Source organism: Rhodoferax sp. EU05-FHT12H12 (assembly GCF_058791215.1).
In genome coordinates, this window is record NZ_JBYTDI010000002.1 from 56,940 (window position 1) to 76,241 (window position 19,302).

21 protein-coding genes and 1 riboswitch are annotated in these 19,302 nt (G+C 62.4%); of the genes, 16 read left to right on the plus strand and 5 right to left on the minus strand.

Annotated features, from left to right (window positions below; genetic code table 11):
- Positions 1-53: 53 nt before the first annotated feature.
- Positions 54-2,039 carry a monovalent cation:proton antiporter-2 (CPA2) family protein gene (locus AC3WS7_RS05060; RefSeq protein ID WP_492655595.1) on the minus strand — a complete coding sequence of 662 codons (1,986 nt, stop codon included), beginning with the start codon at positions 2,037-2,039 and terminating at the stop codon, positions 54-56.
- A gap of 44 nt (positions 2,040-2,083) precedes the next feature.
- Between AC3WS7_RS05060 and AC3WS7_RS05065 the strand changes: the two genes are divergently transcribed.
- Genes AC3WS7_RS05065 through AC3WS7_RS05080 form a run of 4 tightly spaced genes read left to right on the plus strand, consistent with a single transcriptional unit; the run spans position 2,084 to position 5,051 of the window.
- Positions 2,084-3,085, plus strand: coding sequence for a KpsF/GutQ family sugar-phosphate isomerase (locus tag AC3WS7_RS05065; protein WP_492655596.1), 1,002 nt, complete (start codon positions 2,084-2,086; stop codon positions 3,083-3,085).
- Positions 3,085-3,636 carry a KdsC family phosphatase gene (locus AC3WS7_RS05070; protein WP_492655597.1) on the plus strand — a complete coding sequence of 184 codons (552 nt, stop codon included), beginning with the start codon at positions 3,085-3,087 and terminating at the stop codon, positions 3,634-3,636. The genes AC3WS7_RS05065 and AC3WS7_RS05070 overlap by 1 nt, the downstream gene beginning before the upstream one ends.
- Complete coding sequence (gene lptC / locus AC3WS7_RS05075) at positions 3,633-4,247, plus strand: LPS export ABC transporter periplasmic protein LptC (RefSeq protein WP_492655598.1); 615 nt, start codon at positions 3,633-3,635, stop codon at positions 4,245-4,247. The genes AC3WS7_RS05070 and lptC overlap by 4 nt, the downstream gene beginning before the upstream one ends.
- Positions 4,248-4,274: 27 nt before the next feature.
- Positions 4,275-5,051, plus strand: coding sequence for an SDR family oxidoreductase (locus AC3WS7_RS05080; protein ID WP_492655599.1), 777 nt, complete (start codon positions 4,275-4,277; stop codon positions 5,049-5,051).
- A 75-nt stretch (positions 5,052-5,126) separates the two neighbouring features.
- Here the strand turns inward: AC3WS7_RS05080 and rbp are convergent, their stop codons facing one another.
- The 3 genes from rbp to AC3WS7_RS05095 form a co-directional block, all read right to left on the minus strand.
- Positions 5,127-5,558 carry an RNA-binding regulator gene (gene rbp, locus AC3WS7_RS05085; RefSeq protein WP_296466677.1) on the minus strand — a complete coding sequence of 144 codons (432 nt, stop codon included), beginning with the start codon at positions 5,556-5,558 and terminating at the stop codon, positions 5,127-5,129.
- Between the two features lie 164 nt (positions 5,559-5,722).
- Positions 5,723-5,953 (minus strand): zf-HC2 domain-containing protein, encoded by a 231-nt coding sequence (locus tag AC3WS7_RS05090; RefSeq protein WP_492655600.1) that lies wholly within the window; start codon positions 5,951-5,953, stop codon positions 5,723-5,725.
- Positions 5,953-6,522, minus strand: a complete 570-nt coding sequence (locus AC3WS7_RS05095; protein ID WP_296466682.1) for a sigma-70 family RNA polymerase sigma factor — start codon at positions 6,520-6,522, stop codon at positions 5,953-5,955. Before AC3WS7_RS05095 ends, AC3WS7_RS05090 begins: the two co-directional genes overlap by 1 nt.
- Before the next feature lie 207 nt (positions 6,523-6,729).
- Here AC3WS7_RS05095 and AC3WS7_RS05100 point away from each other — a divergent pair, with 207 nt between their 5' ends.
- From AC3WS7_RS05100 to AC3WS7_RS05115, 4 genes are read left to right on the plus strand one after another with little or no spacing between them, the layout of a single operon-like run.
- Positions 6,730-6,999 carry a BufA1 family periplasmic bufferin-type metallophore gene (locus tag AC3WS7_RS05100; protein ID WP_492655601.1) on the plus strand — a complete coding sequence of 90 codons (270 nt, stop codon included), beginning with the start codon at positions 6,730-6,732 and terminating at the stop codon, positions 6,997-6,999.
- An 11-nt stretch (positions 7,000-7,010) separates the two neighbouring features.
- Entirely contained in the window at positions 7,011-7,937 is a 927-nt protein-coding gene (gene bufB / locus AC3WS7_RS05105; RefSeq protein WP_492655602.1) for an MNIO family bufferin maturase, read from the plus strand.
- A complete protein-coding gene (locus AC3WS7_RS05110) occupies positions 7,934-8,731 on the plus strand; it encodes an HvfC/BufC family peptide modification chaperone (protein WP_492655603.1) in 798 nt (265 codons plus the stop codon). Before bufB ends, AC3WS7_RS05110 begins: the two co-directional genes overlap by 4 nt.
- Before the next feature lie 11 nt (positions 8,732-8,742).
- Entirely contained in the window at positions 8,743-9,222 is a 480-nt protein-coding gene (locus AC3WS7_RS05115; protein WP_492655604.1) for a DoxX family protein, read from the plus strand.
- Between the two features lie 107 nt (positions 9,223-9,329).
- On the opposite strand, the gene AC3WS7_RS05120 is transcribed toward AC3WS7_RS05115, so the two are convergent.
- Positions 9,330-10,532: an ammonium transporter gene (locus tag AC3WS7_RS05120; protein ID WP_492655605.1), complete on the minus strand. Its 1,203-nt coding sequence runs from the start codon at positions 10,530-10,532 to the stop codon at positions 9,330-9,332.
- Positions 10,533-10,660: 128 nt separating this feature from the next.
- Positions 10,661-10,855, plus strand: a riboswitch (yybP-ykoY riboswitch).
- Positions 10,856-10,860: 5 nt separating this feature from the next.
- Between AC3WS7_RS05120 and AC3WS7_RS05125 the strand changes: the two genes are divergently transcribed.
- From AC3WS7_RS05125 to AC3WS7_RS05160, 8 genes are all read left to right on the plus strand, one after another.
- The gene (locus AC3WS7_RS05125) at positions 10,861-11,418 is read left to right on the plus strand and encodes a TMEM165/GDT1 family protein (protein ID WP_296465316.1); all 558 of its coding nucleotides are present in this window, start codon (positions 10,861-10,863) and stop codon (positions 11,416-11,418) included.
- A gap of 139 nt (positions 11,419-11,557) precedes the next feature.
- Positions 11,558-12,706: a homoserine O-succinyltransferase MetX gene (metX, locus tag AC3WS7_RS05130; protein ID WP_492655606.1), complete on the plus strand. Its 1,149-nt coding sequence runs from the start codon at positions 11,558-11,560 to the stop codon at positions 12,704-12,706.
- Positions 12,703-13,284, plus strand: a complete 582-nt coding sequence (gene metW / locus AC3WS7_RS05135) for a methionine biosynthesis protein MetW (RefSeq protein WP_492655607.1) — start codon at positions 12,703-12,705, stop codon at positions 13,282-13,284. Before metX ends, metW begins: the two co-directional genes overlap by 4 nt.
- Positions 13,285-13,309: 25 nt before the next feature.
- Positions 13,310-14,137, plus strand: a complete 828-nt coding sequence (gene otnI / locus AC3WS7_RS05140; RefSeq protein WP_492655608.1) for a 2-oxo-tetronate isomerase — start codon at positions 13,310-13,312, stop codon at positions 14,135-14,137.
- Positions 14,138-14,214: 77 nt separating this feature from the next.
- Entirely contained in the window at positions 14,215-15,675 is a 1,461-nt protein-coding gene (locus tag AC3WS7_RS05145) for a M20/M25/M40 family metallo-hydrolase (RefSeq protein WP_492655609.1), read from the plus strand.
- Between the two features lie 16 nt (positions 15,676-15,691).
- Positions 15,692-16,534 (plus strand): alpha/beta hydrolase, encoded by an 843-nt coding sequence (locus tag AC3WS7_RS05150; RefSeq protein ID WP_296465270.1) that lies wholly within the window; start codon positions 15,692-15,694, stop codon positions 16,532-16,534.
- 41 nt (positions 16,535-16,575) lie between these two features.
- Positions 16,576-18,651: a putative bifunctional diguanylate cyclase/phosphodiesterase gene (locus AC3WS7_RS05155; protein ID WP_492655610.1), complete on the plus strand. Its 2,076-nt coding sequence runs from the start codon at positions 16,576-16,578 to the stop codon at positions 18,649-18,651.
- Positions 18,648-19,241, plus strand: a complete 594-nt coding sequence (locus AC3WS7_RS05160; RefSeq protein WP_296465265.1) for a chalcone isomerase family protein — start codon at positions 18,648-18,650, stop codon at positions 19,239-19,241. Before AC3WS7_RS05155 ends, AC3WS7_RS05160 begins: the two co-directional genes overlap by 4 nt.
- Positions 19,242-19,302: the final 61 nt, after the last annotated feature.

Genomic DNA, 19,302 nt, shown 5'->3' on the forward strand with positions numbered 1-19,302 from the left:
GGGTGCGGAAATAAAGGCAGGCGCTATTGTGCCCCCAACTGTGCAGCGCTGGCCTAGCCTTTGAGTAGCTTCTGCTCGGCTATCGCCAAGGCGCCCGCTTTGCCGGACAGCACCAGCGTATCGCCACCTTCCAGTCGGCAGTGGGCATCGGTGCGAACGGCGGCACCGTCGTCGCGGCGCAAGCTCAGCACACGAATGTCCAGAGCCTCCAAATCGAAGTGTGCCAAAAGTTTGCCAGAGGCCTTGGCGCCTGCGGGCAAATTGACCGTGACCAGGCGCTCTTGTTGTAACTCGTCCACCGAGTCGTCGTCGGCGCCATGAAAGAAGCCGCGCAACAGGTTGTAGCGCGCATCGCGCTGGTCCTGCACGATACGGATCACGCGGCGCATAGGCACGCCCACCAGTGCCAGCGCGTGGCTGGCCAGCATCAGCGAGCCTTCAATGGCTTCAGGCACCACTTCCGTAGCACCCGCAGCGCGCAACTTGTCCAAAGCATGGTCGTCCTGGGTGCGAACAATGACGGGTACTTGGGGGGCATGGGTGTGGGTGTTGCCCAGTACCTTGAGTGCGGCCCCCTCACCCAGGTAGGTGATCACCACGGCGCTCGCCCGGGCCAGTCCGGCTGCCATCAGGGCCTGCAGGCGGGCTGCATCGCCAAACACTACCGATTGCCCGGCGGCGGCGGCCTGGCGTACCCGGTCAGGGTCCAGGTCCAGCGCCATGTAGGGAATACCTTCGTGCTCCAGCATGCGAGCCAGATTTTGTCCACAACGGCCGAAGCCGCAAATGATGACGTGCTGGTTAGCGCCGATGGACTTGCGCGCGATGGTGGTCATCTGTAGCGATTGCAGCAGCCATTCGCTGCTCACCAGTTTCATCACGATGCGGTTGCTGTACATCACGATGAATGGTGTGGCCAGCATGGACAACACCATGCTGGCCAAAATCGGGTTTAGCAAAGCGGGAGGAACCAGGGAATTTTTCTGCGCCAGAGTCAGCAATACAAACCCGAATTCACCAGCCTGTGCCAAATACAAACCGGTGCGCAGGCTGACGCCCGATGACGTGCCCAAGGCTTTGGCCAGGCCGGTGACCAGTGCGGCTTTGAACACAATCGGCAATGCCACCAGTAGCAAGACCAGTGGCCAGCGTTCCAGCACCAGGCGCCAGTCCAGCAGCATGCCAATGGAGATGAAAAACAATCCCAGCAGCACGTCGTGAAAGGGGCGGATGTCGGTTTCCACCTGGTGTTTGTATTCAGTCTCCGAAATCAGCATGCCGGCAATGAAGGCGCCCAGGGCCAGGCTCAAGCCCGCCAGCTCGGTCAACCAGGCCAGGCCCAGCGTGATGAACAGCAAATTCAGTACAAACAACTCATCGCTTTTGCGGCGTGCCACCAGTGTGAGCCAGCGCCGCATCAAGTGCTGGCCCCCTACCAGCAACACGGTCACCAGAACCACGGCTTTGAATGCGGCCAGAGCCAGCGCTTCAAACAGTTGTTCGCCTGAGGCTCCAAGCGCCGGAATCAGCACCAGCAGTGGCACGACGGCCAGATCCTGGAACAGCAGCACCCCCATCACGCGCTTGCCATGTTCGGAGTCCAGCTCAAGTCGTTCCACCATAAGTTTCACCACAATGGCCGTGCTGCTCATGGCCAGCGCACAGGACAGGGCCAGGGCCGCTTGCCACTCCATGCTCCAGATCCGTGGGAATACGGCTGCCATGCCCAGGGTCGCTGCGGTGGCAAGGAAAATCGTGACCACCACCTGCAGCAGCCCCAGCCCAAACACGTGCTTGCGCATGGCGCGTAGCCGCGGCAGGTTGAATTCCAAGCCGATCACGAACATCAAAAACACCACGCCAAATTCGCCCAAGTGACGGACTCCATCCGAATTTTGGGACAGTGCCAGTGCGTTGGGGCCAATCACCACGCCGACAGCCAGGTACCCCAACATAGGGGGCAACTTGAGCGAGCGGCACGCCACCACCCCCAGCACGGTCGCCAGCAGGTAGAGCAGAGTGATTTCAAGTCCAGTCATGGCGCCATACTAGCAAGAGACATGCGCGTCTATAAAATGCGCACATGACAGCACATGCAGCAAGTGGCGGGTCTTCACGCGCCGACCGGGCTTTGGCCTTGGCCAGAGAAACGTTCGATATCGAGGCTGCGGCCGTTTTGGGGCTCAAGACCCGTGTGGGCGAAGGATTCGCCCAGGCCGTGGAGCGGATTCTGGCTATTGAGGGCCGTGTGGTGGTGATGGGCATGGGCAAAAGCGGCCATGTGGGCCGCAAGATTGCCGCCACGTTGGCCTCCACCGGGACGCCCGCTCTGTTTGTGCACCCGGCCGAGGCCAGCCATGGCGACTTGGGCATGGTCACTCCGACCGACCTGGTGCTGATGATTTCCAATAGCGGTGAGTCGCAGGAGATGGCGGCCATCCTGCCCGTGCTCAAACGACTCGGCTCTGCTTTGGTGGCCATGACCAGCAACGCCGACTCCACCATGGCGCGTTACGCGGACCTCTGGATCGATACGGGAGTGGCCAAAGAAGCCTGTCCGCTCAACTTGGCGCCGACTGCCAGTACCACGGCCCAGTTGGCCATGGGCGATGCGCTGGCCGTGGCCCTGCTCGATGCACGAGGATTCCGCGCGGAAGACTTTGCGCGCTCGCACCCCGGCGGCGCCCTGGGCCGCAAACTGTTGACGCATGTGAGCGATGTGATGCGTTCTGGCGATGCCGTGCCGCGCGTGGCACCGACGGCCAGTTTCAGTGAGCTGATGCGCGAGATGAGCGCCAAAGGCCTAGGCGCTACCGCCGTGGTGGGGTCTGACAACACCGTGCTGGGCATTTTTACCGATGGTGATTTGCGCCGTTTGGTCGAGCAGGGCGTGGACCTTCGGGCCAAGACGGCGCAGGACGTGATGCGCGCAGGCCCCTACACCATGGGAGCCGATGCACTGGCGGTGGATGCGGCTGACCTGATGGAGGCCAAGCGCATCACCAGCGTCCTGGTGGTGGATGCACAGGGTGCCTTGTGCGGTGCGCTCAACAGCAACGACTTGATGCGCGCGAAAGTCATCTGATGGCCGCAACACCCCAAATCCAGTTTGCGCCCGATCTGTTGCTGCGTGCGCAGGGTATCCAGGTAGTGTTCCTGGATGTCGACGGTGTGTTGACCGATGGCGGTCTCTTGTTCTCCGAATCTGGCGAAACCCTCAAGCGCTTCAACACCCTGGATGGCCACGGCCTGAAGCTGCTGCAAAAGGCCGGCATCACCCCGGTCATCATCACCGGCCGTGACTCACAGCCCTTGCGGGTCCGCTTGCAGGCTCTGGGGGTGCTGCATGCCCACTTTGGAACCGAGGACAAGCGCCCTGCTGCCGAGCAGACCCTGCAGACACTAGGCCTGGACTGGTCGCGGGCCGCCGCCATGGGCGACGACTGGCCCGACCTCCCCGTGATGCGCCGCGCTGCGCTCGCGTGTGCGCCGATCAACGCCCATGTGGAAGTGCTGGGTGCTGCGCAGTACGTGACCCGCGCCTCGGGCGGCCACGGCGCGGTGCGCGAGCTGTGCGACTTGTTGCTGGTGGCAAGTGGCCGTTATGCGGACTTGCTGGAAAGTTATACACAGTGAAAAACTTCCTGTACGAAGTGTGGGATCGCGTCCTGCTCTACCTCCCCCTGATGGTGATGGGCACGCTGGCGCTTGGCACATACTGGCTGGTGCGTAGCACGCCAACACCGGAGGTGGCGCTGGCCGAGCGTGTGCGCGGTCACGAACCTGACTATTTCATGCACGGGTTTTCCATCAAGACCTACGATGCAACGGGGCGTATGCGTTCCGAGGTCCAAGGCAGTGTGGCACGTCACTACCCCGACACCAAATGGATCGAGATTGACGGCATTCGCATCCGTTCGTTTGATGCCCAGGGTCGCCTCACCACCGCCAGTGCCCTTCGCGGTCTGACCAATGACAGTGGCTCGGAGGTCCAGCTGATAGGCAAAGCCGTGGTGGTGCGCGAGGCAGACACCACGGCGGCTGGTAAGGCCACGCCTCGCATGGAATACCGGGGTGAATTTCTGCACGCGTTCATGGACACCGAAGTGGTGAAATCCCAGCAGCCGGTGGAGCTCACCCGTGGCAAGGACCGGTTCACGGCCGATGCCATGGACTTCGACAACGTGGACCAAGTCATGCGCCTGCGCGGTCGTGTGCATGGCACTTTGGTGCCTGATTCCCGCTAACTTTTACCCGCGTTTCTGGAGCACCCAATGGCCGCTTTGATTTTCATTACTGGTGCTTCCAGTGGCATTGGCCAGGCCCTGGCATGGCGCTATTACCAGGCTGGCTATACCTTGGCCCTGGTTGCCCGCCGGGTCGAAGAAATCCACACCTGGGCCCGCAGCCAGGCGCTGGATGCCACGCGTTACCGGGTGTACGGTGCGGATGTGTCAGACATCAACAGCATTGTGGCGGCAGGACAAACTTGTCTCGCAGAGCTCGGTGTGCCCGATGTGGTGATTGCCAATGCAGGCATCAGCGTGGGGATGGACACGGGTGTTCGCCGTGACCTGGATGTCATGGTGCGCACTTTCAGCACCAACAACGTGGGATTGGCCGCAACCTTTCACCCCTTTGTGCGGGCGATGGAGCAGCGCGGAAGCGGCGCTTTGGTAGGTATTGGCAGTGTGGCAGGGATTCGTGGCTTGCCGGGCCATGGTGCCTATTGCGCGAGCAAGGCGGCAGTGATCAGTTACTGCGAATCTTTGCGCGGTGAGCTGGGTAGCAGCGGCATCAAGGTCGTTACCCTGTGTCCTGGCTATATCGACACACCACTCACACGCCAGAACCGCTACAGCATGCCATTCTTGATGCAGCCCCATGAATTTGCTGCGCGGGCGTTTGATGCGATTGCACAAGGTGCAAGTTACCGCGTGATTCCGTGGCAGATGGGCTGGGTGGCCAAAATCTTGCGCGCACTGCCGAACGGCTTGTATGACAAGGTGTTGGCGGGGCGGCCGCGCAAACGCCGTGAAGATGAGAATTAAAGGCTGACGTAGCAATAAAAAAGGGACCTTGCGGTCCCTTTTTTTTGCAAAGTACGTGTACTTGCTGTCTGCTGCTTAGTAGCTGCTACGGCCACCGCCGTAACCACCGCCACCGGAGCGGCCGCCGCCACCGCCGCCGTAGCCGCCGCCACCGGAGCGGTCACCGCCGCCGCCGTAGCCGCCGCCACCGGAGCGGCCGCCACCGAAGCCGCCACCACCAGCACCACCGCCGAAGCCGCCGGAACGGGGAGGACGGGGTTCCATGGGACGTGCTTCGTTCACCACCAAGCCGCGGCCACCGAACTGTTGACCGTTCATGGCGTTGATGGCGGTTTGTGCTTCAGCATCGCTGCCCATTTCCACAAAACCGAAGCCTTTGGAGCGACCTGTGTCGCGCTCCATCATGACTTTGGCGCTGGAAACGGAACCGTGTGCGGCAAACGCTTGTTGCAGGTCTTCGTCACGGAAAGAATAAGGCAGGTTGCCTACGTAAAGTTTGTTGCCCATGGAGGGACTCCTCAAAATAACTCAAAACGCGATGGAGTCCTTAACCGCAATCAACAAACCAGTGAAGACTTAAAGCAGACGCGAAACTGACTAAACACCGCAAACTTGCACACCCATACTCAGGGCAATGCGAGATCATTATGCGCTTTTTTTTGGAAAGTCGTCTATTTTTTATTTTTTTTACCGTCGGCCTCTGCATTGGGTTCGGTCTCGGCGTAGTTGCGCCACTGTTGCAGGCTGTTGCGCATGGTGAGGATCTGGCGCTCAAAGCGTGGGCAGGCCGCGCATGCCAGCAGGTGCAGGCGCAGGGCAATACGGTCCCCCAGGGGCAGGGCACGGTCTTCCCGGGCGACCAGAAGGGCCGCCACCTCGCGGCAGCTTTTTCTAAATGGCATCATGGTTGAACAGCCTTTGCAAACCAATGCATCTCCAAACATTCGCGCAAACGCAGGCGGGCTCGGTGCAGCTGCACGTACAGATTGGTCGGCGTGAGCTGCAGCTCCTTACAAATTTCCTCGCTGGAGAGCTCCAGCCACTCGCGCATCAAAAAGAGTCGGCCCTGTACCGCAGGCAATTTGGTTGTGCAGGCCTCCAGGATCTCAAAAAACTGGCGGCGGCTGGTGTCTTGTTCGGGGTTGCCCCACTCTGACGGCATCTGGCTGAAGTGTCCGTCAGGCTGGAAGGCCATCAAGTCCAGTGGGTCCATTTGGTTGTCAGGGTTGGTGTCCGGCGCAGTGACTTCGCGGCGGTGGTGTCGCAGGGCGTCAATGATCTTGTGCTTGAGGATGCCCACCAGCCAGGTCTTGAGTTGGGAGCGGTTGTCAAACGCCTGGGGCTTGGCGATTGCGGCCAGTACGGTCTCGGAGACGGCATCCTCGGCCCAAACCTCGTTGCGCAATTGCAGGCGTGCAAACTTGAGGAGGTAATCGCGGAGGTCGGCGACCTGCAGTTCAAAACTGGGCATGGTGGTCTGTGGGTGGTGTGGGCGCAGTGTACGGTTTCGCCGCGTTGGGGCGCTGGGACTGACAGGGGAAAACCCTTGGATCTCAAAAACTGCCACGCCCTGTTGTAAGAAACAGGCTGCCCGCGGGACTAAACCCCAACCAGCGTTCTGGCGCAATCCCGTGCCACACCCATCTGGTTGTTTCCTTTCCAACCTAGGAGTTTTCTCATGAATCAACGTGCCCTGATCGCCGTCACTGCTGCCAGCCTGATGACTTTGGCCCTGGCTTCTGCCCCCGTGGCGGCGCAAGAGAAAGAAAAGTGCTTTGGTATCGCCAAAGCGGGACAAAACGATTGTGCCAACCTCTCGGGTACCCATTCTTGCGCGGGCCAATCCAAAGTGGACATGGACAAGGGCGAATGGAAATACGTAGTCAAAGGCACGTGCAAGGACATGAAGGGCATGTCCATGGACGATGCCAAGAAGATGAAAAGCTGATCATTCGTCGCATGACCGCCACCCCTTCGCCTTCATCCATGCCTGCGCCCTGTGGCGAGGTGGGCATTGGGTGGCGGCACCCCCATTACGCAGAGCTGCTGGCGCGGCGCCCAGCGCTGGATTTTCTGGAAGTTCACTCCGAAAATTTCTTTGACCATGGCGGCGCGGCAATGGCGGTGTTATTGCAAGCCCGGGCGCAGTACCCCATCAGCCTGCATGGCGTGGGGCTGTCGCTGGGTTCTGCGGTGGGGCTGGACCCCTGGCACCTGGACCAATTGGCCCACTTGGTGCAACGCGTGGACCCGGTGCGTGTGAGCGACCACGCCTGTTTTGCGCGCGGCACGCTGGGAGCGCAGAGTGTGCACGGCGCGGACCTGCTGCCCATCCCCTTTTCTAACGAAGCCCTGGACCTGTTGTGTCGCCATGTGCAGCAGGTGCAGGATCGGCTGCGGCGCCGCTTCCTGGTGGAAAACCTGTCGGCCTACGTGCGTTGGTGCAGTGCCGATGCGCAAGACTGGTCGGAGCCCGATTTTCTGACGACCCTGGCCCGGCGCACCGGCTGTGGCCTGCTGGTCGATGTGAACAATATTTACGTGAATGCACGCAACGCCCAACTGGCAGGCCAGGCGGGCGACCCTGTGCAGGCCTGCCGCGATTGGCTGGACGCCATCGCGCCCGATGCCGTGGGCGAGCTGCATGTGGCGGGCCACTGCCATGTGCAGGACGCGTATGGCGACATCGTGATTGACGACCATGGCAGCCGGGTGAGCCCTGCCGTGTGGGCGCTGCACCAGCATGCGCTGGCGCGCTTTGGTGCGGTCCCCACGCTGGTGGAGTGGGACACCGATGTACCTGCGCTGGACGTGCTGCTGGACGAGGTGGCCATCGCACGCCAGGCGGCGCCGACCATGCGCGACACGGCAGAGGCCCTGGCATGAGCGCGCTGGCACAGCAACAGCAGCGTTTCCTGGAAGGCTTGTTTTCGCTGGACATTGAAAACGCTATAAAAAATATAGCTATTTGCGCAGATTCCATGGGGGTTAGAGGCCTAAAAGCTTACCAATCCAATGGGCGTGCCCTGGCTGAGCGTGCGCTGCTGGCGGCCTACCCGGTGCTGGCCCAAATGTTGGGCGCAGAGAGTTTTGCCGCCCTGGCGCGCGCGCTGTGGCATGCCTCGCCGCCCCAGGTGGGCGACATGGCGCGGTGGGGCAACACTCTGATCGATTTTGTGGCTGCCAGCCCACAGCTGGCAGACGATCCGTACCTGGCCGATGTTGCCCGGGTGGAGTGGGCGCTGCACACCTGTGCCAGTGCGCCCGATGCCGAACTGCAGCCCGCCACCCTGGCCCTGCTGGGTAGCCACGACCTGGACGTGCTGCAGCTCCAGCTCGCCCCCGGCACGGCACTGCTGCACAGCCCATGGCCCGCGGCCAGCCTGGTGCTGGCGCATGGGGATGAGGGGGTGACCCTGGCCGAGGCGGCAACCCTGCTGCGCGCGGGCCAGGCGGAAAATGCCCTGGTCTGGCGCCAGGGCTACCGCCCGCGGTTGCGGCATGCCTTGCCCGACGAGGCCCTTTTTGCGACGGCCCTGCTGCAAGGCGTGTCGCTGGGGGCGGCCATGGATGCCGCCCCGCAACTCGACATCAACGCCTGGTTCACCGACGCCGTGCAGAGCGGACTGCTGCTGGCCGTCCAGGCCCCTGATTTTTCAACCCCACCCACGCCGCGATGACGCCTACCTCCATGCCCTCTTTGCACCTCCTCGCCTCTTCCAGGACTGCCCGCGCGCTGGCGCTGTGGGACTGGGTAGAGCGAGGTCTGAACGCCTTGCAACCCCTGGCTGCGCTGCTGGCGCGCCTGTATGTGGCGCAGGTGTTTTTTCTCTCGGGTCTGACCAAGCTGCGCGACTGGGACATCACGCTGGCCCTGTTTGCGGACGAGTACCACGTGCCCCTGCTTTCGCCCGCAGTGGCCGCAGCAATGGGCACTGCGGGTGAACTGGTCTTGCCCGTGTTGCTGGTGCTGGGCCTGGCCGGGCGGTTTGCGGCGCTGGGCCTCAGTGTGGTGAATGGCGTGGCGGTGCTGGCACTGGCCGAGATTGCGCCCGCGGCCTTGCAACAGCACGTGACCTGGGGTGTGCTGCTGGCGGTGTTGGCCTTGTATGGTTGTGGCCGCCTATCGCTGGGGCCTGTGTTGCGGCGCTGGGCATCGCTGCCAACCTGAGTCCGCGATCCGGCGGGGTACCTTGAGTATCAAATTGGCCTCTAGGCCCCGTGGAATATGCGCAAGCAGCTCCTGAATCAGGAGCAATCAGGCCTCTTGGTTCCGTTCTACCAGTTGGCCTCGCGTTCGGGGGTTGCGCTGATTTTGTGGATGGAGAGGTCGGCGCCGTCGAATTCCTCCTCTTGGCTCAGGCGCAGGCCGATGGTTGCCTTGAGCACGCCGTAGACCACAAAGCCCCCGGCGGTGGCCCAGGCCACGCCCATCAGCGTGCCAATCACCTGTGCGCCCAGGCTCACGCCGCCCAGGCCACCCAGGGTCTGGCTGCCAAAAATACCGGCTGCCACGCCACCCCAGGTGCCGCACAGGCCGTGCAAGGGCCATACGCCCAGCACGTCGTCAATCTTCCATTTGTTCTGCGTGAGCGTGAACATCACCACAAAGATGGCGCCGGCCACGCCGCCCACCACCAGCGCGCCCAGCGGATGCATGAGGTCGGAGCCCGCACACACTGCCACCAACCCGGCCAGCGGGCCGTTGTGCACAAAGCCCGGGTCGTTTTTGCCCACTGCCAGCGCGGCCAGTGTGCCGCCCACCATGGCCATGAGGGAGTTCACTGCCACCAGCCCGCTGATCTTGTCCAGCGTCTGCGCGCTCATCACGTTGAAGCCAAACCAGCCCACCGTCAGAATCCAGGCGCCCAGTGCGAGGAAGGGAATGCTGGACGGTGGATGTGCGGAGATGGCGCCATCCTTGCGGTAGCGGTTGCTGCGCGCGCCCAGCAGCAGCACGGCGCCCAGTGCAATCCAGCCGCCCACGGCGTGCACCACCACGCTGCCGGCAAAGTCATGGAACTCGGCGCCGGTCAGGCCCTTGATCCAGGCCTGCACGCCAAAGTGCTGGTTCCACACAATGCCCTCGAAAAAGGGGTAGACAAAACCGACGATGACCGCGGTAGCAATCAGTTGGGGCCAGAACTTGGCGCGCTCGGCAATCCCCCCCGAGATGATGGCGGGAATGGCGGCAGCAAAGGTCAGCAGGAAGAAGAACTTCACCAGGTCGTAGCCGTTCTTGGCGGCCAACTGCTCTGCGCCCACGAAGAAGGTGGTGCCATAGGCCACGGCGTAGCCCACCGCAAAGTAGACGACGGTGGAGACCGAGAAGTCCACCAGGATCTTCACCAGCGCATTAACCTGGTTTTTGCGGCGGACCGTACCCAGCTCCAGAAAGGCAAAACCGGCGTGCATGGCCAACACCATGATGGCGCCGAGCAGGATGAACAAGGCATCCGCGCCCTGTTTGAGTGCTTCCATAAGTTCCTCTTGTATTGAAATGCTGCTTATTGGTGCAAATCCATGTGAAATTTGCTCCATGCACCAAAAGAAAGCAAAAAATGCGCCAGATCGGGGCCGCGGGGCCTGAGGGGCCGGCGGGTACAATGCGGGCTGTCATTGGGGAGTAGCCGCCCTTCTTCATTGAGAGGGGCTTGCGTCAACAGACTTGTGGTGCCGGCAACGGCACCCATGGCGCAAGCAGAGCCCGTTTCGCGGGTTTTGGCGAGACCTTTGACTGCACGCCTCTGATTTCGGCCGGGGGTGTCGTGCAGTCATGGGTAGGTCCCCGGCCATGGACTCTTCATTCATGGAAGCCTTTTTCCTCTCCACCGGTATCGTTGCGCTTGCAGAAATGGGCGACAAAACCCAGTTGCTCGCGCTCATCCTCGCCGCGCGTTTTCGCAAACCCTGGCCCATCGTCTGGGGCATTCTGGTCGCTACCCTGGCCAACCATGCCATGGCCGGCGCCCTGGGGGCCTGGGTCACCACCGTCATCGGCCCCACGACCCTGCGCTGGATTCTGGGCGCCTCCTTCATTGCCATGGCCGTGTGGATGTTGATCCCCGACAAGCTCGACGAAGAAGACACCGATGCACAGCCGCGCTGGGGCGTCTTTGGCACGACCGTGGTGGCCTTCTTTCTGGCCGAAATGGGCGATAAAACCCAAATCGCCACCGTCATGCTGGCCGCCCGCTACAACGCCTACTTCTGGGTGGTGGCAGGTACCACGCTGGGCATGATGCTGGCCAACGCGCCCGTGGTCTGGCTGGGCGAGCGCATGACGCGCCTGGTGCCGATGCGCGTGGTGCACCTGGTATCGGCGCTGATTTTTGCGGTGCTGGGCCTGGTGGCGCTGCTGGCCTGAAAGGGCCCGCTTGGTATACTGCCCGCTCACAGCGCCAATTTGCTCCAGCTTGCGGGCGCTTAATAAATACAGCTAAACACGGACCCGCCTTCTGGCATTGCAACCCGGCCCGCGTTTAGCGTTGCCGGGTTTTGTTTTTATGCTGATTGCCACGCCCCAGTCCATCACGTTTGATGCCCCTTTGCCGCTGCAAAGCGGGGCAAGCATCCACGGCTATTCCCTGAGTTACGAGACCTACGGGACCCTGAACGCCGACAAATCCAACGCCGTGCTGGTCTGCCATGCACTCAACGCCTCACACCATGTGGCGGGTGTGTACGAAGGCCAGGACAAGTCCGAAGGCTGGTGGGACAACATGATTGGTCCCGGCAAGTCGGTGGATACCAACAAGTTCTTCGTGATTGGCGTGAACAACCTGGGCTCCTGCTTCGGCTCCACCGGCCCCATGCACACCCATCCCGACACGGGCAAGGTCTATGGCGCCGACTTTCCCGTGGTGACCGTGGAAGACTGGGTCAATGCCCAGGCCCGCCTGCTGGATGCGCTGGGCATCCAGACCCTGGCCGCGGTGTTGGGGGGGTCCTTGGGCGGCATGCAGGCCTTGAGCTGGACGCTGCAGTACCCCGAACGCATGCGCCATGCCGTGGTTGTGGCCAGTGCGCCCAACCTGAATGCGGAAAACATTGCCTTCAATGAAGTGGCACGCCGCGCCATCGTCACTGACCCCGACTTTCATGGCGGGCATTTCTACGAACATGGTGTCATCCCCAAGCGGGGGCTGCGCATTGCCCGCATGATTGGCCACATCACCTACCTGAGCGACGATGTGATGAACGAAAAGTTCGGGCGTGAGCTGAAGGATGCGGTGCTGGCCAGTGCCAGTGGGTACAAATACAGCACCCAGGATGTGGAGTTCCAGATTGAGAGCTACCTGCGCTACCAGGGTGACAAGTTTGCCGAATACTTTGACGCCAACACCTACCTGCTGATCACGCGGGCGCTGGACTACTTTGACCCGGCCAAGCCCTTTGGCGGCGACCTGAGCCAGGCACTGGCACGCGCCACCTGCAAATTCCTGCTGGTGAGTTTCACCACCGACTGGCGCTTCAGTCCCAAACGCAGCCGCGAGGTGGTGAAAGCCTTGTTGGACAACAAGCGTGACGTCAGCTACGCCGAAATCGATGCGCCGCACGGCCACGATGCTTTTTTGCTCGACGACCCCCGTTACATGGGCGTGATGCGCTCTTATTTCGATAGCATTTCCAGCGGTTTGAAGGTGGCGGCATGACGGACTTGAATACCCTGCACGCCATCGCCGGCCTGGTGCCCCACGGTGCGCGCGTGCTCGACCTCGGCTGTGGCGACGGTGCCATGTTGGACTACTTGCAGCGCGAGCGCGGTTGCAGCGGTTACGGCGTGGAGCTGGACGATGCCAACGTGCTGGCCTGCGTGCAGCGCGGAGTGAATGTGCTGCAGCTCAATCTGGATCAGGGCCTGAGCATGTTTGGCGACGCCAGCTTTGACGTGGTGCTGCAGATCGACACGCTGCAGCACTTACGTAATGCCGAAACCATGCTCAAGGAAACGGCGCGTGTAGGTCGGGTCGGCATCGTGGCCTTCCCCAACTTTGCGCACTGGCCCAACCGCCTGAGCATCCTGCAAGGCCGCATGCCAGTCACCAAGCGCCTGCCCTACCAGTGGTACGACACGCCCAACATTCGCGTCGGCACCCACGCCGACCTGGCTGTCTTGGCGCAGCGCAATGGCTTGCGGGTGCTTGACAGCTTTGGTCTGCAGGATGGCCGTACCGTCCGCTTCGTGCCGAATCTGCGCGCCGGTACCTCGGTCTACAAGCTGGCCCGCTGAATGCCGCGCTGAACCCGCCACTGCCATGCCCCGCTTTGCCGCCAACCTGAGCTTTCTGTACCCCGAGCTCCCGTTTTTGGAGCGCTTTGCCGCGGCGGCCCATGACGGCTTTGCGGGGGTGGAGTTTTTGTTTCCCTATGCGTGGACCGCGGGCGAGATTGCGCACGCGCTGCGACAGGCGGGCCTGCAGCAGGTTCTGCTCAATGCACCGCCGGGGGGCGCTGACCTGGCCACCATGGCCAGCGCCTGGGACCGCGGTGAACGCGGTACCGCCAGCCTGCCGGGGCGCGAGGCGGAGTTTCGCGCGGGCATCATCGAAGCCTTGCGTTATGCCCAGGCCTTGCAATGCCCGCGCATCCATGTGATGGCGGGGCTGGTGCCGCCGGATGCCAATTTGGACACGCTGCACACCACCTATGTGCACAACCTGCGTTGGGCCGCTGGGCAGGCGGCGGCGCTGGGCTGCACCCTGCTGATTGAAGCGCTCAATCCACGCGACATGCCAGGCTACTTTTTGCGCCACCAGGCTCGGGCCCATGCGGTGGTGGCGGAGGTGGGGGCGCCCAATTTGCAGGTGCAGATGGACCTCTACCACTGCCAGGTGACGGAGGGGGACGTGGCCAGCAAGCTGCGCCAGTACCTGCCCACCGGCGCCGTGGGCCATATCCAGATTGCCAGTGTGCCCGAGCGCGAGGAGCCCGACGGGGGCGAGCTGAATTACAGCTACTTGCTGAAACTGCTGGACCAGATGGGCTATGCCGGCTGGGTGGGGTGCGAGTACCGTCCACGGGGGGGGGCTGTACCTGGCGCCACCAGTCAGGGCCTGCGCTGGCGCCAATCGCTGTTGCGTTGAGGGTTTGCCACGGCCGGAAGCGGCCGAGCCCATGGCATGATGTCGCCTTACCAACTCTGCCGATTCAGGAGTTCGCCATGAACGCCCGCGTACCGTCCGCCGCCTTGAATGCGCCGCAAGCGCTGGAGCAGGTCAGTCAAGTCTGGGACCGTGACATTGTTCACCGTCTGGAAGACTACATCCGCATTCCCGCCAAGTCCCCCTTGTTCGATGCTGATTGGGCCAGCGAAGGCTATATCGACACCGTCGTGCGCAACACTGCGCAGTGGATCGAGTCGCAAAAGGTCTCCGGCCTCACGTTGGAGGTGGTGCGCCTGGAAGGGCGCACGCCAGTGATCTTCTTTGAGGTGGCGGCCAGCGGTAGCGCTTCAGCCCAGACCGTGTTGATGTATGGCCACTTGGACAAGCAACCCGAGTTCTCGGGCTGGCGCAACGACCTGGGCCCGTGGACCCCCAAATACGAAGACGGCAAGTTGTATGGTCGGGGCGGCGCCGACGATGGTTATGCCGCCTACGCCGCCATCGCTGCACTGCAGGCGCTCAAGAGCCAGAACGTCGCCCACCCGCGTGTGGTCGGCTTGATTGAGACATGCGAGGAAAGCGGTTCCTACGATTTGCTACCGTACATTGACCTCCTCAAGCCCCGTCTGGGCGATGTGGGGCTGGTGGTGTGCCTGGACTCGGGCGCCGGCAATTACGACCAGCTTTGGCTCACCAACAGCCTGCGTGGCATGGCCAGTGGCGTGCTCAAGGTGGAGATCCTCACCGAAGGCATCCACTCGGGCGATGCCAGCGGTCTGGTGCCATCGAGTTTTCGCATCATGCGCCAGGTACTGGACCGTCTGGAAGACAGCAAGACCGGTCGCCTCTTGCCAGCCAGCTTTCACTGCGAAGTGCCAAGCGAGCGACTGCAGCAGGCCCAGGCGACCGCGGGTATTTTGGGCGACGAACTGTTCAAGCGCTTCCCCTGGGCCCATTACGACTGTGGTGGAGCCACCACCTTTGCCCTCCCCACCACCACAGACCCGCTGGAGGCCCTGCTCAAGCGTACTTGGCAGCCTACCTTGAGCGTGACCGGAGCCGATGGTTTTCCGGAGATGAAGAACGCTGGCAATGTGTTGCGCCCCTACACCGCCTTCAAGCTCAGCCTGCGCCTGCCGCCGCTGGTGGAGGCCGCCACAGCGGTGCAGGAGCTCAAAGCGCTGCTGGAAGACAATGCGCCCTACCAGGCCAAAGTCACGTTCGAGGGGCTGTCCAGCGCTACGGGCTGGAATGCGCCGGGCACCGCGTCCTGGTTCGAGGCTGCGCTCAACGAAGCGTCGCAAGCCCACTTTGGCGCACCTTGTGGCCACATCGGCCAAGGCGGCACCATTCCACTCATGAACATGCTGTCCAAGGGATTTCCCAAGGCGCAGATGATGGTGTGTGGTGTGCTGGGGCCCAAGAGCAATGCCCATGGGCCCAACGAATTTTTGCACGTCCCCTATGCCAAGAAGCTCACTGCAGCGGTGGCCCAGGTGATCTCCCGTTTCCCCTGAACCCTGGAAGTCCTGCATGTGCGCTGATACCACCCTTACCACCTTCGTGGCCAGCGATGGCGATAACGTGGTCATTCAAGATTGGCCGCTGGAGCCCGGTGTGCACTTGCGCGGCGTGGTGATCTTGGTACACGGCCTGGGCGAGCACGCAGGGCGCTATGACCATGTGGCGCGCCAGCTCAATGACTGGGGCTTTGCGGTGCGGGGCTACGACCAGTGTGGCCATGGCGAATCGGGCGGTGCCCCGGGCAGCCTGCCCACCGACACCCGCCTGCTCGACGATCTGGCCGACATTGTGGACAGCACACGCGCCCGCATGGAAAAAAGCACACCGTTGATCGTGCTCGGCCACAGCATGGGCGGGCTGGTGGCGGGGCGTTTTGTGTCACTGGGTATCCGCCCGGTGGATGCGCTGGTCATGTCCTCGCCCGCGCTGAACCCCGGACTCAGTGGCTTCCAGAAGCTGCTGGTGGCGGTGTTGCCCAAGTTTTTCCCCAATCTGCGCGTGGGCAATGGGCTCAACGCCAACTACATCTCGCACGACCCCGCGGTGGTGGCGGCGTACCAGTCGGACCGCTTGGTGCACGACCGCATTTCCGCCCGCCTGGCCCGCTTCATTGCCACGGCTGGCCCGGCCACCGTAGCCCTGGCGCCGCAGTGGAAGGTGCCCACCTTGCTGATGTACGCCGGTGACGATCGGCTGGTGCAGCCGCAGGGCAGCCGCGACTTTGCGGCTGCGGCACCTGCCGCCGTGGTCACCACGCGCTGTTTTGAGGGCCTGTACCACGAGATTTTTAATGAGCTGGATGCCACGCCTGTGTTTGCCGCGCTGCGCCAGTGGTTGGACCAGCGTTTTTGAGCCTGGCATTACCTGTGCTTGTCTGAGTGCCACACGCCCCTATGAACCGCTTTCCCCTGAGCTTGTCCAGCCTGCGTGCCCGTTGGCGGGCCGGATTGCCTTTGCGTTACACCATGATGGTGGTGGTGGTGGTGGGCGTGACCCTGCCAGCCCTGCTGCTGCTGACGATGGAGCAGGAGTTGGCCGAGAAGTCGCAAAAGGCCCTGCTGGCCCAGAGCGAGACGGCGCTCATGAAGATCGGCAGCGTCTCCATTGCCGAACCCATGTGGGTCGTGGACCGCGTGGCGCTGGACGCCGCGGCGGTGCGTTTGCTGGAGAGCCCGCAAGTTGTGGCGGTGCGTATTGAAGACGGACTGGCCAACACCCCGGAGTTGGAGCGTGTGCGCCCGGACTACGGCAAGACCCTGGCCACCGAAACCGCTGCCGGCAGCCTGACCCGGCGGACCCAGACCGTGGTGCGTTCAGGCGAAGTACTGGGCACCCTGGTGGTGTGGTTCGATGCGACCTATGGCCAGGGCTTGCTGCAGGCCCGGCGCAGCCAGATGCTGTCGCTGGTGGCACTCCAGGTGCTTGCCATTTTGGCGGTGCTGATGCCGGTGCTGGTGTCACGCGTGCTGCGCCCGATTGAACGGCTCAAGGAACAGGCCTCGGCCCTGCTGGACCACGGACAAGACAGCATCGTGGACCGGGCCCGTTTTGTCTGGCGCCGCCAGGATGAGCTGGGCCTGCTGGGTCGCCACTTGGGGCGCGTGCAGGAAGAGCTGCGCACCTTGTTTGGCCAGTTGGGCACCAAAAACGCCCAGCTGCAGCAGATGGCGTTTTACGACCAGCTCACCGGGCTGCCCAACCGTGCCTTGTTCATTGACCTGGTGCAGCGCGAAATGCTGCAGGCCCACCGCAACCAGCAGCAGTTCGGTATCTTCTTTATCGACCTGGACCGTTTCAAGGCCGTCAACGATTCCATGGGCCACGCTGCGGGCGACGAGTTGTTGATCGAGGTGGCCCGCCGCCTGCGCGATACCTTGCGCGAGGTCGACGTGGTGTGCCGCCAAAGCGGTGACGAATTTTTGGTGATGGTGAGCGACATTGACCACTGGGAGTCATTGGGCGAGATGGCCGAGCGCATTCTGCGCGTGGTGGAAGATCCGGTGCAATTGGCCAACACCACGGTGCGGGTATCGGCCAGCATTGGTATTGCGCTGTTCCCCGAAGACGCGCAGGACTTTGAGACCCTGGTCAAACACGCCGACATTGCGGTCTACCAGGCCAAGACCCTGGGGCGTGCGCGCTACAGCTTTTTCCATTCCGAACTCAACTTCCGCCTGCAGGCCAGCCTGGAGCTGGAGCAGCAACTGGCCCACGCCATTGCCCATGGCGAACTGGTGCTGTACTACCAGCCGCAAGTCGATGCCAAGACCGGGCGCATGGTGGCCGTCGAGGCTTTGGTGCGCTGGCAGCACCCCACCCGGGGGCTGTTGCTGCCGGGCCAGTTCATCGGTCTGGCCGAAGAGTCGGGCAAGATTGCCGAGATGGGTGTCTGGACCTTGCGCGAGGCCTGCCGCCAACTGGCTGACTGGAAGGCCCGTGGCATCCAGGTGGGCAATATGGCGGTCAATGTGTCGGCCTTGGAGTTCCGCGACCACCGCCTGCTCGACAGCCTGCAGGCCGCGCTGGACGCCAGTGGCATTGAACCCAACGAGCTGGAGATCGAAATTACCGAGAGTGTGCTGATGGCCGAGACGGAAACCAGCCAGCGCATCATCGAGCGTCTGCGTCAGCTTGGTGTCGGGATTGCCATCGATGATTTCGGCACCGGATACTCTTCACTCGCCTACCTCAAGCGCCTGCGTCCCAACCAGCTCAAGATCGATCGCTCTTTTGTGAACGATGCCGATGTGGACAGTGATTCGCGCGCCATTGTGCGTGGTGTGGTTGGTTTGGCCGAGGCCCTGGGCCTGAACGTGGTGGCCGAGGGTGTGGAGACGGTAGAGCAGCAGGCATTTTTACGTGAGAGTGGTTGCCACACCCTGCAGGGTTATTACATCGCCCGACCGTTGGCGGTGGAGGCCCTGGAGGCGTGGATGGCAAACCGCCACAACAACGAGAGTGAATCATGAAACCCATTCCATTCCCCCTTCGGCAAACGCTGTTGGTTGGGGCTTTGTTCTGTGCTTGCGCTGTCTTGCAGGTGCAGGCAGCCACCACGGTGACCAGTACCTTTGCTCCCACCCAGGTAGTCCAGGGCACCACGCTGCTGGTCAATGGCATGGGGACACGCTACAAAGCCATCTTCAAGGTTTATGACTTGGCGCTTTACACCCAGAGCAAGGTCAGCACGCCCGAGGCCCTTTTGGCATTGGCGGGGCCCAAACGCCTGAATTTTGTGGCCCTGCGCGATGTGCCCGGCACCGACTTGGGGCTGGCCTTCATCAAGGGCCTGAACAGCAACTCCTCGCCTGAACTTGTGCAGAAGCACACGGCATCCAGCACCCGATTGATCGACATCTTCTCGGGCAAACCCAGGCTGGTGGCCGGGGATACCTTTGCCATGGAGTATGTGCCGGGCAAGGGCACCACTTTCTTCATCCAGGGCCAAGCACAGGGCGCCCCGGTGGGCGATGCCGAGTTTTTCGGCATGGTGCTCAAGATCTGGGTGGGTCCGGCCCCCGCCGACTTCAAGCTCAAAGACGCCCTGCTGGGCCAGTAAGCCCCAGCGCTCCATCGCTACGTGGGGCGCTGCCCCCAAGGGGGTGCGCTTTCAGCTTGGG

Excerpts from the sequence above, each read along its gene's own strand:
- AC3WS7_RS05160 (WP_296465265.1), top strand. The coding sequence starts at position 18,648 with ATGAAACCCATTCCATTCCCCCTTCGGCAAACGCTGTTGGTTGGGGCT.
- AC3WS7_RS05125 (WP_296465316.1), top strand. The coding sequence starts at position 10,861 with ATGGAAGCCTTTTTCCTCTCCACCGGTATCGTTGCGCTTGCAGAAATG.
- AC3WS7_RS05060 (WP_492655595.1), bottom strand. The coding sequence starts at position 2,039 with ATGACTGGACTTGAAATCACTCTGCTCTACCTGCTGGCGACCGTGCTG.
- AC3WS7_RS05110 (WP_492655603.1), top strand. The coding sequence starts at position 7,934 with ATGAGCGCGCTGGCACAGCAACAGCAGCGTTTCCTGGAAGGCTTGTTT.
- AC3WS7_RS05100 (WP_492655601.1), top strand. The coding sequence starts at position 6,730 with ATGAATCAACGTGCCCTGATCGCCGTCACTGCTGCCAGCCTGATGACT.
- metW (WP_492655607.1), top strand. The coding sequence starts at position 12,703 with ATGACGGACTTGAATACCCTGCACGCCATCGCCGGCCTGGTGCCCCAC.
- AC3WS7_RS05155 (WP_492655610.1), top strand. The coding sequence starts at position 16,576 with ATGAACCGCTTTCCCCTGAGCTTGTCCAGCCTGCGTGCCCGTTGGCGG.
- AC3WS7_RS05070 (WP_492655597.1), top strand. The coding sequence starts at position 3,085 with ATGGCCGCAACACCCCAAATCCAGTTTGCGCCCGATCTGTTGCTGCGT.
- metX (WP_492655606.1), top strand. The coding sequence starts at position 11,558 with ATGCTGATTGCCACGCCCCAGTCCATCACGTTTGATGCCCCTTTGCCG.
- AC3WS7_RS05120 (WP_492655605.1), bottom strand. The coding sequence starts at position 10,532 with ATGGAAGCACTCAAACAGGGCGCGGATGCCTTGTTCATCCTGCTCGGC.
- rbp (WP_296466677.1), bottom strand. The coding sequence starts at position 5,558 with ATGGGCAACAAACTTTACGTAGGCAACCTGCCTTATTCTTTCCGTGAC.
- AC3WS7_RS05065 (WP_492655596.1), top strand. The coding sequence starts at position 2,084 with ATGACAGCACATGCAGCAAGTGGCGGGTCTTCACGCGCCGACCGGGCT.
- AC3WS7_RS05115 (WP_492655604.1), top strand. The coding sequence starts at position 8,743 with ATGCCCTCTTTGCACCTCCTCGCCTCTTCCAGGACTGCCCGCGCGCTG.
- AC3WS7_RS05150 (WP_296465270.1), top strand. The coding sequence starts at position 15,692 with ATGTGCGCTGATACCACCCTTACCACCTTCGTGGCCAGCGATGGCGAT.
- AC3WS7_RS05090 (WP_492655600.1), bottom strand. The coding sequence starts at position 5,953 with ATGCCATTTAGAAAAAGCTGCCGCGAGGTGGCGGCCCTTCTGGTCGCC.
- AC3WS7_RS05145 (WP_492655609.1), top strand. The coding sequence starts at position 14,215 with ATGAACGCCCGCGTACCGTCCGCCGCCTTGAATGCGCCGCAAGCGCTG.
- AC3WS7_RS05080 (WP_492655599.1), top strand. The coding sequence starts at position 4,275 with ATGGCCGCTTTGATTTTCATTACTGGTGCTTCCAGTGGCATTGGCCAG.
- AC3WS7_RS05095 (WP_296466682.1), bottom strand. The coding sequence starts at position 6,522 with ATGCCCAGTTTTGAACTGCAGGTCGCCGACCTCCGCGATTACCTCCTC.
- otnI (WP_492655608.1), top strand. The coding sequence starts at position 13,310 with ATGCCCCGCTTTGCCGCCAACCTGAGCTTTCTGTACCCCGAGCTCCCG.
- bufB (WP_492655602.1), top strand. The coding sequence starts at position 7,011 with ATGACCGCCACCCCTTCGCCTTCATCCATGCCTGCGCCCTGTGGCGAG.